Annotated in this window: 11 protein-coding genes; 8 read left to right on the forward strand and 3 right to left on the reverse strand. The window is 43.0% G+C overall.

Features of this window, described 5'->3' with window-relative positions:
- Positions 1-82 precede the first annotated feature (82 nt).
- Positions 83-2,239 (forward strand): S41 family peptidase, encoded by a 2,157-nt coding sequence (locus tag BUC17_RS03955; protein ID WP_073361838.1) that lies wholly within the window; start codon positions 83-85, stop codon positions 2,237-2,239.
- On the opposite strand, the gene BUC17_RS03960 is transcribed toward BUC17_RS03955, so the two are convergent.
- Both BUC17_RS03960 and BUC17_RS03965 read right to left on the reverse strand, forming a co-directional pair.
- A complete protein-coding gene (locus BUC17_RS03960; RefSeq protein ID WP_073361840.1) occupies positions 2,236-3,018 on the reverse strand; it encodes an alpha/beta fold hydrolase in 783 nt (260 codons plus the stop codon). The two genes, BUC17_RS03955 and BUC17_RS03960, sit on opposite strands and share 4 nt — an antisense overlap.
- 337 nt (positions 3,019-3,355) lie before the next feature.
- Entirely contained in the window at positions 3,356-4,651 is a 1,296-nt protein-coding gene (locus tag BUC17_RS03965) for an aminopeptidase P family protein (RefSeq protein WP_073361842.1), read from the reverse strand.
- Between the two features lie 181 nt (positions 4,652-4,832).
- Between BUC17_RS03965 and BUC17_RS03970 the strand changes: the two genes are divergently transcribed.
- The 7 genes from BUC17_RS03970 to BUC17_RS04000 all read left to right on the forward strand — a co-directional run bounded on the left by BUC17_RS03970 (position 4,833) and on the right by BUC17_RS04000 (position 14,231).
- On the forward strand, positions 4,833-5,684 hold the full coding sequence (locus BUC17_RS03970; RefSeq protein WP_073361844.1) for a ChaN family lipoprotein: 852 nt from the start codon (positions 4,833-4,835) through the stop codon (positions 5,682-5,684).
- Between the two features lie 28 nt (positions 5,685-5,712).
- Entirely contained in the window at positions 5,713-6,582 is an 870-nt protein-coding gene (locus BUC17_RS03975) for a hypothetical protein (protein WP_073361846.1), read from the forward strand.
- Between the two features lie 171 nt (positions 6,583-6,753).
- A complete protein-coding gene (locus BUC17_RS03980; RefSeq protein WP_073362063.1) occupies positions 6,754-7,644 on the forward strand; it encodes a succinate dehydrogenase cytochrome b subunit in 891 nt (296 codons plus the stop codon).
- Between the two features lie 13 nt (positions 7,645-7,657).
- A complete protein-coding gene (locus BUC17_RS03985) occupies positions 7,658-9,667 on the forward strand; it encodes a fumarate reductase/succinate dehydrogenase flavoprotein subunit (RefSeq protein ID WP_073361848.1) in 2,010 nt (669 codons plus the stop codon).
- 7 nt (positions 9,668-9,674) lie between these two features.
- Positions 9,675-10,436: a succinate dehydrogenase/fumarate reductase iron-sulfur subunit gene (locus tag BUC17_RS03990; RefSeq protein ID WP_073361850.1), complete on the forward strand. Its 762-nt coding sequence runs from the start codon at positions 9,675-9,677 to the stop codon at positions 10,434-10,436.
- 220 nt (positions 10,437-10,656) lie between these two features.
- The gene (locus tag BUC17_RS03995) at positions 10,657-13,467 is read left to right on the forward strand and encodes a GH92 family glycosyl hydrolase (protein ID WP_073361852.1); all 2,811 of its coding nucleotides are present in this window, start codon (positions 10,657-10,659) and stop codon (positions 13,465-13,467) included.
- A gap of 2 nt (positions 13,468-13,469) precedes the next feature.
- A complete protein-coding gene (locus BUC17_RS04000; protein WP_073361853.1) occupies positions 13,470-14,231 on the forward strand; it encodes an amidohydrolase in 762 nt (253 codons plus the stop codon).
- A gap of 2 nt (positions 14,232-14,233) precedes the next feature.
- On the opposite strand, the gene BUC17_RS04005 is transcribed toward BUC17_RS04000, so the two are convergent.
- On the reverse strand, positions 14,234-15,835 hold the full coding sequence (locus tag BUC17_RS04005) for an Ig-like domain-containing protein (protein WP_073361855.1): 1,602 nt from the start codon (positions 15,833-15,835) through the stop codon (positions 14,234-14,236).
- Positions 15,836-15,870 lie beyond the last annotated feature (35 nt).

Below are 15,870 nucleotides of genomic sequence, written 5' to 3' on the forward strand. Positions count from 1 at the left end.
CTTCTTAAAAAATGTAAATCTGCGTTAAATCGTTTGGTAGCCTATTCTCGATTCAGTTGGTTTGTGTCAGAAAACCAACACCATGAAAAACAGTATACTTACTATGTTGGCGTTTGCTTGTATAGGAAATGCCCAAAATTTAACGAAATACAATTTTGATTTTGAAAAGAGTAGTTCCGAAACGATACCGCAAGACGTAGGGGTTTGGGGCGACTACCAAGTGGCTACTGATACGCAAGTTTTTTATTCGGGACAACAAAGTGTGCGGATTCATTCTGGCAATCAAACCAACAGTTTTGGCGCTATCTATCTAAAGATACCCGCATGCTTTTCGGGAAAAACCATTCGGGTAGAAGGATGGATAAAAACAGAAAATGTATCGGGTTCAGCCAGTCTTTTTGTGCGCATGAATCGCGATAAAATCAAACTAAAGTATCATGATGAGTCCTATTTAAAATACCAAGGCACAAACGATTGGAAGTCATTTACCATTCGGCAAGAATATATTCCAGAGACCAATGCGATTTACGTGGGCGGTATCTTAAACGGAACAGGTATTGTGTGGATTGACCAACTTAAAGTCACTATTGATGGAACTCCCATAGATCAAGTAACCCTGCGCGAACAAACGCCAATTGAAAAAGACATCGAATTTGATGCTGGTTCGCAATTTCAATTGGAAAATCCAACGCCCCAACAACTTAAAAATTTAGAAATCCTTGGTAAAGTTTGGGGCTTTGTCAAATACCATCATCCTAAAGTGGCTTCAGGAACGGTGCATTGGGATTATGAATTGTTTCGGATGTTGCCGTTGATTAATGCAACGGATTTTACGTCTCGTTTAGCGCAAAAGATCGATGCTCTTGGTCCATTTAAAATGATTAGAAAAAAATTACCTAAAGCCGATTCGGTAAAGTCCCTCCCGCAAAACGAGTGGATTCGGGATACCGCTTTGTTGGGGGAAGCCTTATCATCACTTTTGGTTCAAATCAACCAAGCTGAGATTCATAAAAACTATTATGTAAGTATGTATCCAACGGTGGGGAATCCAAATTTTGAAAATGAATTGGAGTACAGTTTGATGCCATGGAACGATTCGGGGTATAAATTGTTGGCTTTATTTCGGTTTTGGAATGCTGTCCACTATTTTTTTCCCAATACGCATTTGACCGATCAAAAGTGGGATACAGTACTGCCTGAATTTATCCCTCAACTGCTTCAGCCCACGGATGAATTAAAGTATAAGCTATTGTTGAAAACGTTGATTGGAAAAATTCAAGACTCTCACGCGGATGTCTGGGGATATGACGAAACGCTATTCAAATACAAAGGAGACAAAAGTGTTCAGGTTGAATTGGATTATGTAGAAGGAAAATTTGTGGTAGTGGCTGACCATCAAAAAACACCACTTTTACACAAAGGCGATGTTATTGTTGCAATTAATGGAGAATCTATAAACGATTGGGTACAGCGAAGAAAGACCGAGTTTCCTGCTTCCAATGTTCCCACGCAATTTCGAAACATGGCACGCGATTTATTGCGAACGAATGAGGTCGAACTTCCTCTTACGGTTGAACGGAAAGGAACCTACTTGGAATTAAAAGCGCCAACCGAAGCTACTTTTTATTATGACGATACAACGCCTTCTTCAAAAATCCTTGACCCTCAAATTGGATATCTCTACCCAGGAACATTGAAGCAAGGTGAAATCGAAAAAATCATGGAAAATTTCAAAGATAAAAAGGGAATAGTAATTGATTTTCGCTGTTATCCTTCCGAATTTATTCTGTTTAAATTGGGGAATTATCTCTATCCAAAAAAAGTGGATTTTGCCAAATTCTCTGAAGGTTCTATCGAGCAACCAGGACTATTTGTTTATCGCAAAGGAACGCCTGTGGGGAAATCGAATGCTAAAGCCTATACCGGTAAAATAGTGGTTTTGTTGAATGAAGAAACCCAAAGTAGTGCCGAATACCACTGCATGGCCTTGCGGGCTGCGCCCAATGTGACAATTATCGGGAGTACCACGGCTGGCGCTGATGGCAATGTTTCCAAATTGTATCTGCCGGGGGGTGTCATGACCATGATTTCGGGAATTGGGGTATATTATCCGGATGGAACAGAAACACAACGCATTGGAATTGTACCCGATGTGGAATGTAAACCCACAATTCAAGGGATTCGCGAAGGACGAGATGAATTGCTGGAAAAAGCGATTGAAATTATTTTGAAAAGTTAGATCCCCTTCAAAAAGCTTACAATTGTTTTCTCCAAGGCTTTTTGGTTTTCCAAATGGCTCATGTGGCCGTCGGGGAAGGAGGTGAGTTGCACGCGCGTATTTTCAACTTGGGTGACATTATCGTCATACGGAAGTACGCCGTCTTTTTTACCCAAAATCAAAGCAATAGGATACGGGCCAAAATGCAAGAGTACTTCGCGATCGTTTCGGATTTTCATGCCTTCCAAAGCGGCGACAATGCCTTGCAAAGGAGTTTTTAACGCTTCGAGTTTGACGTTTTCGATGGTTTCGGCTAATTTTTCGCGGTTGTCTTCGCTGAATAAGTTGGCAATCGACATGCGCACAAAAGCTGTATAGTTTTGCTTCACTGCTGCAATGGCACGATCGCGATTCAATTTGCGTTCGTCACTGTCGGCGCGGGAGGTGGAATTAAGTAATACCAATCCTTTTACATTGTCAGGATAGAGTTCGGCAAACGCCAACGCTACATAACCGCCCATAGAATGCCCAATCAAGACCGATTTCCGGATTTTGAGTTCGTGCAACACATGATGCACCATATCGGCTTGGTCTTCCATGGTGTGCACATAGCCCAAACAATCGGTGTTGCCATGACCTAATAAATCTATCGTAATCACGCGGTATTTGGTTGCCAACACGGGAGCCAAATACTGCCACATGGTTTGGTTTTCCAAAAAACCATGCAACAACACCACCGCAGTACCTTTGCCCGTAGCGGTGTAGTCAATCGTGATATTTTTATACTGGATTTGTGCCATAGTTGATTGCAAAAATAAGAGAACTAAACATTCAATTAAAAAATTACACCGTCTTATTAGTAGTTAACTCCCAATTCATAATTCATAACTCATAATTTATAATTCAAAACAACACTTGTATTCAGCCCCGATTGCAGCAAGCTATCCTGCCGTTCTCTTTTGTTGATTTGACAACTAAATTTCTACGGCAGATAGCGCGGAAAGCGGGTGTTTGCGCGATAAATGCAGGGCGTTGTTGCTGCATAAAAAAAACGGCCCAAAAGGCCGTCTAAATTCATTAGTGCAGTTATAAACTTTTCACCGCAAACAAACTGTTCACTGCGACTGCGACTGTATACTATTCCCCGTTCATCAATGATTCAATCTCTGCCGCTTCAATCGGAATGTTGCGCATGAGGTTGAACGGTGCGCCGCTCGCTTGGATGACTACATCGTCTTCTAAGCGAATTCCGAAACCTTCGGCGGGGATGTAAATGCCGGGTTCGACGGTAAACACCATATTGGGTTGCATCGGCTCGTGCAACAAACCGTAGTCGTGGGTGTCTAAGCCCAGATGGTGTGAAGTGCCATGCATAAAATATTTTTTGTAGGCAGGCCATGCAGGATCTTCGTTTTGCACATCGGCTTTGTCCAACAAGCCTAAGCCGAGCAATTCGGAGGTCATGATTTTACCCACTTCCACATGGTATTCTTTCCAAAGCGTGCCCGGAACCAACAGTTGGGTTGCTTCGTTTTTCACTTTCAAAACCGCATTGTACACTGCGCGTTGGCGATCGGTGAACCGACCCGAAACGGGAATCGTGCGACTCAAATCGCTGGAATAATTGGCGTATTCGGCACCCACATCCAAAAGCAATAAATCGCCGGCCTTACATTCTTGGTTGTTTTCGATATAGTGCAGCACGTTGGCATTGGCGCCACTCGCGATAATTGGGGTGTAGGCAAAACCTTTGGAGCGGTTGCGCAAGAATTCGTGCGCAAATTCGGCTTCGATTTCATATTCCATCACGCCGGGTTTCACGAAGTTCAAGATGCGACGGAACCCTTTTTCGGTAATGTCGCAAGCCGTTTGCATTAGGGCCAATTCTTGGTTTTCTTTTACCGAACGCAAGCGCTGTAAAATCGGGTTGGATTTCTCGACTTTGTGCGCGGGATAGGTTTCTTTCCACCATTTGATGAAACGATCTTCGCGGGTTTGCGTTTCTACGGCCGAACGGTAATGTTCGTTGGTGTTGATGTAAATCGTGTCGGCGTAGGTCATCACTTCTTTTAACGTTTTTTGGAAATCTTGCAACCAAACAATGTTACGGATTCCTGAAACTTCAAATGCGCGTTCTTTGGTTAGTTTTTCCCCTTCCCAAATGGCGATATGTTCGTTGGTTTCGCGTAAAAACAAAATCTCACGTAAATGTGCATAGGGCGCATCGGGGAATAACAACAAGATACTTTCTTCTTGATCGGCACCCGATAAATAAAAGATGTCGCGGTGTTGGGCAAAAGGCAATGTGCTGTCGGCCGATACGGGATAAATATCGTTGGAGTTAAAAATGGCAACGCTATTGGGTTTCATTTGTGCCGTAAACTTGGCGCGGTTGGCGATAAACAGTTCGCGGTCGATAGCATGGTATTTCATATTCTTTGAGTTGAAGATTTTTTTAGTTGAAGATTTGAAAATGATTTATCAAAATTACGGATAAGTCTAAAGCGATTCGTAGACCAATGGCGTTATTTTAGATTTTTTCGAAATTCGATTTCAATATTAGGCAATTTTTGGAAATGAAGCGAAAAGTGTACTTTTAGAAAAAAATAAATCTATGAAAAAGGTTGTCTTTATTCTAATCTTGCTTTTTGGTGTTTCTTTGCAGGCACAAGATAAGCCCGCGTATCAATTGTATGATAAAAAAGGGAAGAAGGTAACGTATAGCAAAATGCTAAAAGCTGCCGCGGCTACCGAAGTGGTGTTGTTTGGTGAATACCATAACAATGCGATTTGTCATTGGTTGCAATTGGAATTGACCAAGGATTTGGCCGAAATAAAGCCTTTGGTGATGGGTGCCGAAATGTTTGAAGCCGACAATCAACTCGCGGTGAATCGGTATTTGGCCGATAGTATTACACAAAAACAACTGGACAGTACAGCGCGGTTGTGGGTTAATTATGAAACCGATTATAAGCCGTTGTTGGATTTTGCCAAAGAAAAGAAGATAACGTTTGTGGCGACCAACATTCCTCGTCGGTATGCTTCGATGGTAGCCAAAAAAGGATTTGAGGTATTGGAAACATTGACTGCTGAGGAAAAATCCTGGATGGCACCGTTGCCTATGCCTTATGATGCAAATTTGCCTGGGTATGTCAATATGATGAAAATGATGGGCGAACGAACGAGTCCGAACATGCCCAAAGCCCAAGCCACCAAAGATGCAACGATGGGCTACTTTATTGCAAAGAACCTACAACCGGGGACGGTTTTTTTACATTTCAACGGCACGTACCATTCTGATAATTTTGACGGCATTAATTGGTATTTAAAAACATATCAACCGGGGGTGAAAATTATGACCATCGCTTCGGTAGAGCAAAAGGATGTGGGAAAACTCGAAGCGGAGCATTACAATAAAGCCGACTTTATTCTCGTTATCGATGAGGATGTAACAAAGACGTACTAGTTTCGTCTAGAAGGTAAATGCTCTACGTATGAAAAAATGGATCGCTTTTGGGATTGCTCTATTGGTTTTTGTACCTTTTTACTCTTGTGATCAGGAAGAAACGGTTGCAGAACCGTATTTAGTGGTTCGGTTTCAATTTGACCCTAATCAAGTGCGCTTAAACAATTTGGGGCAACCGGCGGCGGTTCCTTCGGGACATGCAGCACAATCGCCTACATTCAACACCATTGGAGCTCATTATTTGGAGTTAGCCCAAAACGCCAATACACAATTGGGACAAGGCTTGGTGGTTTATCATGCGCCTGAAACCAATGCTGGCGGAGCGACGGCTATTGACTTTAATCAATCAAAGATCGTTGCCGAAGGAGCGGTTTTTCTAAAAATACCCTTACGCACCTTGGCACAAGGGACCTACGAGTGGGTTCGCGTTTCATTATCGTATCAAAATTACGGGATTTCTGTTCGGCATGCTGGTGCTGATTATGCGGGAACCTTGGCAAGTTTTGTGGGGTATAACACCTACATTACAAGCCATGCCATAGGGAATAATTTTTTCGCTGTCGATGGCAATCGGACGCAAGGGTATTGGGCGTTTGCGTTAAATGATTTCCCATATTCATCTTCTGGCCAAGCTCCTGCCGGAGCAACCACGGTACCCAATCCTTTAGCGGCCACTTCACCTATCCCTGCGGGGTCATGTGTGGTTACAGGGAAATTTCCCGTAGCATTACAAATCACAGGCAACGAAACTCGCGATATTGAACTCACGCTCTCATTGTCCAACAACAACAGTTTTGAATGGGTTGAAGTGGTGTCTGATGGAAAGTTTGAACCTGCAGCAGGCGAAACGGTAGTTGATATGGGGTTGCGGGGTTTGCTTCCAACCTTTGAAAAATAAGCGTTTATTTTTTTTGTATTCCTATTTTTGCTGTCGATTTCCTTTCATTTTTGCAGTCCCCTAAACGCTTTTTAAATTCATTATAAATTAGTGCGAAAAGGTTGTAGTTAACTGCAAGAACCCTTATTTTTGTTTGATTTTTTAAAAAACTATTACAATCAAATAAAAATTATGGCAAAATCTGCACTTCTGAAGTCCTCCATTGCAAAAAAATATTGGATGGCGCTAACGGGTTTATTTTTATGCTTGTTTTTGGTCGGTCACTTGCTGGGGAATCTCCAGTTGATTTTCAGTGATGCCAAGCATTTCAACGATTATGCGTTGTTTATGACGACCAATCCAGCGGTAAAAATTCTTTCTTACCTTACTTACATTTCCATCATTTTCCATGCGGTAGATGGTATTTTATTGACGGTTCAGAATAAAGCGGCTCGTCCCGTAGGCTATGCCAAAGTGAATGCGTCGGCGAGTAGTAGCTTGGCGTCTCGCAACATGGCGGTGTTGGGTACCTTAATCTTAGTTTTTATTGTAACCCACATGGCTAATTTCTGGGCTCGTATGCATTTTGATGAAAACATGCCTATTGTAGTGAAGGAAATAAACGGAGGTATGGGTGGAAAACAGCGCGTGGCTGTGGGAACGAAAGAGTCGCCAAACCCCTATTTCCAAATTGATGAAAACGGACGCTTTGGTACAAAAATCTTAGAAGATATAAAAACACAATCCATGGGTCAATACGACTTAGCGGTTCGTGATTTGACTACCGTTTACAACAAAAAAGACGGTGAAGTCATTTTTATTGGACAAAAAGACTTGTACAAAATCACCATCGATTTGTTTAAAGATAAAAAATGGGGAATGGCCGCTACAGGATTATACGTTTTGGCCATGTTGGTTTTGGCATTTCACTTATTACACGGGTTTCAAAGTGCGTTCCAATCGATGGGCGTAACCAGTCGTAAGTTAACGCCAATCATCAAAACATTCGGAACTGCTTTCGCTATTTTGGTTCCTGCTTTGTTTGCTGCGATTCCTGTTTACATTCATTTTTTCTTAAAATAATCAACATCACGATATGAAGTTAGATTCAAAAATACCGGAAGGTCACATTTCAGAAAAATGGACCAATCACAAGAATAACTTAAAGCTAGTAGCGCCCAATAACCGTCCCAAAATCGACATTATTGTGGTAGGTACTGGATTGGCAGGTGCTTCTGCGGCCGCTTCCTTAGGAGAAATGGGGTATAATGTAAAGGCATTCTGTTTCCAAGATTCACCGCGTCGTGCGCACTCCATTGCGGCACAAGGGGGAATCAATGCTGCCAAAAACTACCAAAATGACGGAGACTCTGTGTACCGTTTGTTTTATGATACCATTAAGGGAGGCGACTATCGTGCTCGCGAGGCCAACGTACACCGTTTGGCGGAAGTGTCGGGTAACATCATCGACCAATGTGTAGCTCAAGGGGTTCCTTTTGCTCGTGAATATGGTGGGATGTTGGACAACCGTTCTTTTGGTGGAACGCAAGTACAGCGTACATTCTATGCAGCGGGTCAAACCGGGCAACAATTGTTGCTAGGAGCTTATTCTGCTTTGTCACGTCAAATCGGATTGGGACGCGTACAAATGTTTAACCGTCACGAAATGATGGATTTGGTTAAAGTTGACGGGAAAGCGCGTGGGATTATTGCGCGCAACTTAGTTACAGGTGAAATCGAACGTCACTCTGCTCACGCGGTGATTATTGCTTCTGGAGGATATGGGAATGTATATTTCTTGTCGACCAATGCGATGGGAAGTAACGTAACGGCAGCGTGGAAAGTACACAAACAAGGCGCCTTATTTTCCAATCCTTGTTTCGTACAAATTCACCCAACGTGTATTCCTGTACATGGAACCAATCAATCCAAGTTGACATTGATGTCGGAGTCTCTCCGTAACTCAGGTCGTATTTGGGTGCCAAAGAAAAAAGAAGATGCAGAAGCCATTCGCGCAGGGCAATTGAAACCCACGCAAATTGCAGAAGAAGATAGAGATTATTTCTTGGAAAGAAGATACCCGGCGTTTGGAAACTTAGTGCCCCGTGACGTAGCTTCTCGCGCTGCCAAAGAGCGTTGTGATGCGGGATATGGTATTGAAGCAAACGACACCAATGAAGGGGTGTATTTGGATTTCTCTACAGAAATTCAAAACAAAGGGAAGCAAGCCGCCTATGCGTCTGGAAATCATAATCCTTCCCCCGAAGAAATTACCCGTTTAGGTAAAAAATGGTTGGAAGAAAAATACGGTAACTTGTTTACCATGTACCAAAAAATTACCGACGAGAATCCGTATGAAACTCCGATGAAAATTTATCCAGCGGTACACTATACCATGGGAGGTGTTTGGGTAGATTACAACTTACAGTCGACTATACCAGGTTGTTTCGTAGCAGGGGAAGCCAACTTCTCCGATCACGGAGCCAACCGACTTGGAGCGTCTGCTTTGATGCAAGGATTGGCCGATGGGTATTTCGTATTACCTTACACGGTTTCCAACTATTTGGCCGACGATATTCGTACCGGTAAAATTTCAACAAGCTTGCCTGAATTTGACGAAGCAGAAAAACGCGTAAAAGACCAAATCAACAGTTTCTTGTCGAATAATGGTACCAAGACCGTTGACTATTTCCACAAACGCTTAGGATTAATCATGTGGAATAAAGTCGGAATGGGACGAAATGAGCAAGGATTAAAAGAAGCCATCAGCGAAATAGATGCGTTACGTGCAGAATTCTACAAAGACGTCTTCGTTCCAGGAAGCGCTGATGAGTTGAACCAAGAATTGGAAAAAGCACTTCGCGTGGCCGATTTCCTTGAATTGGGTCAGTTGATGGCGATGGACGCCTTAGAACGTAATGAATCTTGCGGAGGTCACTTCCGTGAAGAGTACCAAGACGCTGAAGGGGAAACGCTTCGCGATGACGAAAACTATGCTTTTGTGAGTGCTTGGGAATACAAAGGCCCCGACATTAGCAAAGAAGAACTTCACAAAGAAGAGCTGAAATACGAGTATATTAAAATTGCAGCGAGAAACTATAAATAATTGAAACATGGCTTCTAAAAAGAACATCAATATAAACTTGAAAATTTGGCGTCAAAAAAATGGAAACGTCAAAGGACAATTGGTCGATTATAAGTTGGATAACGTCTCTACCGACAGCTCCTTCCTCGAAATGTTAGACCAATTGAATGAACAATTGGTATCTCAAAAACAAGAGCCTGTAGCGTTCGATCACGATTGTCGTGAGGGAATTTGCGGTTCCTGCTCTCTGTTTATCAACGGACGTGCACACGGGCCAGATACAGGAATTACCACCTGTCAGTTGCACATGCGTATGTTTAAAGATGGCGATACTATTTATGTAGAGCCATGGAGAAGCCGCGCGTTCCCAATCATCAAAGACTTGGTGGTAGATCGCAGTGCTTTCGACCGTATCCAACAAGCAGGAGGTTTCGTTTCAGTAAACACCTCAGGCCGTACCATCGATGCCAACACAATTCCAGTACCTAAAGAGAATGCTGACAAAGCATTTGAAGCTGCGGCTTGTATCGGTTGTGGTGCCTGTGTGGCCACTTGTAAAAACGGTTCTGCGATGTTGTTTGTGGGCGCCAAAGTATCGCAATACGCTTTGTTACCCCAAGGAAAAGTCGAAGCTACACAGCGTGTAATGAACATGGTACGTCAAATGGACGAAGAAGGATTCGGAAATTGTACCAATACTGGAGCATGTGAAATCGAATGTCCAAAAGGAATTTCCTTAGAAAACATCGCCCGCATGAACCGCGAATATTTGAAAGCAAGTCTTAAATAATTCCTCAAAAAGGTTAATTCATAAAAAAGCACTTCTCACGAGGTGCTTTTTTTATTTAGGCGAGCCCCGTCCTGTTTTTTACTACCTAGGAATTTTAAATTTCGGGGCCCTATCCGCCGAGCACGGCACTTGGCTTCTGCTTGCCTGCCGTTAGGTAGGTCCCCCTCACAATCCCTGCACAAAAAAACGTATATTTGAAAACAACAAACCAACGACACAAATGAAATCCCTTTTTACACTCGTACTTTCGGGATGGGTGCTACTACTCCCCGCTCAAAATTTATCGCAATATGTCAATCCCATGATTGGAACCGACGGTCATGGCCATACGTTTCCAGGAGCCACTCTACCTTACGGAATGGTTCAACTCTCCCCCGATACGCGTATTGATGGCAGTTGGGACGGATGTTCAGGCTACCACTATTCAGATTCCGTGATATACGGATTTTCTCATACGCATTTAAACGGAACAGGGTGCTCTGATTATGGCGATATTATGCTAATGCCTACAATGGGCGATGTTTCTTTCGATCCGAAAGTGTACGGTTCTCCTTTTTCTCATACCACCGAAAAAGCCAGCGCTGGCTATTATGAAGTTCGCCTCGAAAAGCACCAAATTCTAGCGCGATTCACCGCGTCAACGCGAGTGGGTTTTCATGAATATACCTTTACAAAAGCAGGGTTGGCCAATTTAATCCTCGATTTAAACCATAGAGATAAATTGCTATATGGCGAAATACGTGTAGTCAATAACCGCACACTCGAAGTGCTCCGTCGTAGCGAAGCTTGGGCCAAAGATCAATGGGTATTTGCCCGCATTGAATTTGATACCCCCATGAATATAGCGCGTGTGGAAGCCAATCGTTCACAACAAAATGATTTTTACACCGGGACAGAATTGAAAATCGCACTTCAGAAAAGTGTCAATGCCGGAGATAAAATTAAGGTTAAAGTTACCCTTTCGCCTACTTCCTACGAAGGAGCTCGTTTAAACAGTAGTGAGATTACGGGTTGGGACTTTAATCAGGTGCAAAAAAATGCCGAAAAAGCGTGGGAAGCGGAACTGTCAAAAATTCAAATTTCAACGGCCAATAGCGACCAAAAAACAGTCTTTTATACGGCGCTTTACCACACGATGATGCAGCCCAACATCGCTCAAGATCTGGATGGCTCCTACCGTGGACGCGACAATCGCATTCACAAAGCTGAGGGGTTTACCTATTACTCGGTTTTTTCCTTGTGGGATACCTTTCGAGCTGCCCATCCTTTGTACACTTTAATCGACAAAAAACGCACCGCCGATTACATTAACACCTTTATCAAACAATATGAACAAGGAGGACGCTTGCCGGTTTGGGAATTAGCGTCCAACGAAACCGATTGTATGATTGGTTATCACGCGGTCTCCGTTATTGCTGATGCCATGGCGAAAGGAATTCAAGGGTTTGATTATCAAAAAGCGTTTGAAGCTTCCAAACATTCGGCAATGCTCGATCATTTGGGACTGGAAGCATACAAAAAACAAGGATTTATTGCCATGGACGATGAGCACGAAAGTGTTTCCAAAACTTTAGAATACGCCTACGACGATTGGTGTATAGCCCAAATGGCCAAAATTTTAGGCAAATCTGACGATTACCAGTATTTTATGAAACGCGCCCAAGCATGGAAAAATGTTTTTGATCCGAATACAGGGTTTATGCGTCCCAAGAAAAATGGGGGATGGGATAAACCGTTTGACCCGCGCGAAATCAACAATAATTTTACCGAAGGCAACAGTTGGCAGTACTCCTTTTTTGTCCCCCAAGACATCACTGGCATGATCGAGGCCTATGGAGGCAATTCAAAGTTTGAAGCCAAATTAGACGAAATGTTCAACAGTGAAAGCAAGACCACAGGACGTGAACAAGTGGATGTAACCGGACTCATCGGCCAATATGCGCACGGAAATGAACCCAGTCATCACATGGCCTACCTCTATAATTTCATTGGAAAACCCGAAAAAACTAAAGAGAAAGTCCACTATATCCTGAACACCTTCTACAAAAACAGTCCCGACGGTTTGATTGGCAACGAAGATTGTGGTCAAATGAGTGCGTGGTATGTGTTGAGCGCTTTGGGGATGTATGCGGTTACTCCCGGAATTCCCGAATGGACACAAACCCAACCCTTGTTTTCTTCGGCGACGATTCAAATGGAAGACGGCTCTCGTGTTACCCTAACCCCTGAAACACCAAAAAGCCGTTTGGGAATTACCACGGTTCCAACAAATACGCAAGCAAATTTCGTAACCGCACCCAAAATTGTCCCCGTTCCTGTGATTGAAGCGGCACATAAAGCTTTTAAAGACCAAATGCAGGTTACCATCACTGCTCAGCATCCCTCGCATAAGATTTTCTATTTGGTTACCGTAAAAGGAGTCGATTATTCAAGAGTAAAGCGAACCTTCGTTCCTTATGTAGCTCCATTTACAATTGACGCAACGTCAACTGTGAGCGCTTATGTCATGGAAGGAACACAAACGAGCCAAACGATTTTTGCTTCGTTTTTCAAAAAACCCAACACGTATTCTATAGCGATAAATTCAACCTACAATCCACAATACCATGCTGGCGGCCCCGAAGGCTTACTCGATGGGATTCACGGTACTACCAATTGGCGAAAAGGCGATTGGCAAGGATATCAAGCCCAAGATTTTGAAGCCGTAGTCGATTTGAAGGAAACCAAAAGCATTAGCACCTGCAAAACCTTCTGTTTGCAAGATACCCGTTCTTGGATTGTTATGCCTACACAAGTAGCCTATTACAGTTCACTCGATGGGGTTAACTTCACTTTGCTGGGAACACTAACCCATACGGTCGATCCGCAAGATTATGAAAATTCGATCCATGATTTTGCCTTGCAGTTGCCCAAACCCATTCAAGCCCGTTACCTCAAAGTAAAAGCCATCAATTTCGGCAAATTACCCGAGTGGCATATCGGTGCAGGCGGAGATGCTTTTATTTTTGTAGATGAAATTGAAATCAACTAACGATGCAAGTAGCCTTAGTTCAAACCGCTTTGGAATGGGAAAATCCCAGTAATAATCGAGCTTTATTGGATAAAAAATTAAGCGCTATTTCGCCACATACCGATTTAGTAGTTTTGCCCGAAATGTTTACGACAGGCTTTACGATGCATCCGCACCACTGCGCCGAAACGATGGAGGGTCCTACCGTCAAATGGATGCAGCGTTGGGCGCAACACTTGCAAGCAGCTCTTGTAGGTAGTGTGGCTATCGTGGAGAACGGTTTGTTTTATAACCGATTACTTTTTGTTACTCCAGCGGGGAATGTTTCGAATTATGACAAAAAACACCGTTTTGCTTTAGCAGGAGAAGATCAGGTGTATGAAGCGGGAAAACACCGTTTGTGTATTGATTATAAAGGATGGAAAATTTGTCCTTTTATTTGCTACGACCTCCGATTCCCAGTGTTCTCACGCAATACTGAGGATTATGATATATCGCTATATGTGGCAAATTGGCCCGCGCCTCGAATTCAAGCCTGGGACGTGCTTTTGCGGGCCCGTGCGGTCGAAAACATGTGTTATACCCTTGGCGTCAACCGCGTTGGAATCGACGGCAATGGGTTGGAATACCCCGGACATTCGCAAGCCATTGACTGCTTTGGGAACTATCTTTTGTCGCCTCAACCCACAGAAGGGGTATTCACGGTAGTATTGGATAAAGAAAAATTAGAAGAAGCCCGATTGCGATTTCCGTTTTTAAACGATCGCGATACCTTTACTGTGTAGCGTCAAGGCCCTAAATCAATGGTCTGTTCGGCATCCCAATTCATTCGAACTTCAATAGGCTCGGGATAGTAATAGACTTCCTCGCTTTGTTTTAACTCCATAAAGTTGCCCGGAGTCCATTTACCATCTTTGTCATCGTCGTAAATTATGCGCACCGTAAAGGTGTTCGGTGGGATTAAATCAAACGAAAAAGAAGACGATTTATCGCTATATGACGAAGCTAGAAGTTTACCCTGACTGTCCGTCAATTCTACAAGTATCGGAAAACGCTTGGCATTTTTAAGATTAAGTTTCAAGTTCCCATAATCAGCATAATCGCCCGTATTGGTATTCAGTTGTAGTGTGTCGTTTTTTTGTTCAAACCAATCCGTTAAAGCGCCGGGTAAAGCCGAAAACTTGTATTTTTCTTGCGGTTCTTTATCAAAAAGAACGGCCATGGTATTGCGGTATTCATTATACTGCACTGTAAATTTCACCTCAGAGGAATCTTTTCGTACTAAGCGCATCAAACTCGAATCCCATTTTTTGAGCGGATTAGACGGTTTGATGAACAAGGTATCCCGAAAAGGTAAATTCCCTCCTGGACCAATCCCTATTTGAAGGCTGTCCTTTTTGGCCTCTTTCACTTTAAACCCAAAAGTTTTTTGATACGCGTCTTTTTGAAGGTGGAGTGTAAGCGAATCCCCTTTGGTAGCGTTGAACCAAACTTCTGCCGAGTCTTTTCCAGCCAATTTCACCAAACGATGGGGAATTACCTCATTTCCTTTCTGAAGTTTCAAGGAAGCCTTAGCAATAGCGCCTTGAAAACCAACCAAAACACGTGATTTCTTAGTGTGCGAGGTCGAAGTAATGCGTAAATCCCGCTGAGGGCTGAACAATTCAAGTTGGTAAACAGTATCGTTGGGAATACGAACAAAATCGCGTTGGAAACCAATTTTTTCGGTTTGGGGATCAAAACGATTGTTTTTGTTGAGGTCTTTTATAGCAACTAATCGGTAGGTGCCTGATTTTAGGTTTTCCAAACGCACTACTTTGGCACTATCTAGTGAATTGGCAACATATTTGGGCGCTTTTTTAAACACGATCGAGTCGGTGTAATTGGCATCCACTTCATAGAGCATAACCGAAACAAAATTGTCGGTTTTCCGTTCGAGTGCATCTTTAATTTTTACCCCCAAACGCAAGGTGTCAATGGCGGGACCTGTAGAGAAGACAAAGCGAAATTGCTGGTACGGATTTCCTTCGTTATTGTCTTGAATGCTTTGTCCAAAATTGAAACTATACGTGGTATTGGGTTGTAAGGTGTCTTTGATTTTTACCGTAAGGATTTTACTCGGGTTTTGTGGAGTCACCTCAGGAGCTGTATTCATCGGAGGCGAAACGACCAATTGCTTATCCAAATCCTTGAGTTTAACGTATTCATCAAATTGCAGTTTTATGATATTGCCCGAAAATTGGGTGCTAAAATTCTTAGGAAAACTAGAGATCAATTGCGGTGCGAGCGAATCTTTTGGTCCTCCTGTAACATTCCCACGACGAGCACAAGAAGGCATCCAACCGAGGAGGGTGATAAGAAGAAGGATGAATACTACGTTTTTAAACATAAATGCCTGTAATTACATCGCAAAGTAACAATTAT

The organism is Flavobacterium fontis, from assembly GCF_900129405.1.
Classification (GTDB): Bacteria; Bacteroidota; Bacteroidia; order Flavobacteriales; family Flavobacteriaceae; genus Flavobacterium; species Flavobacterium fontis.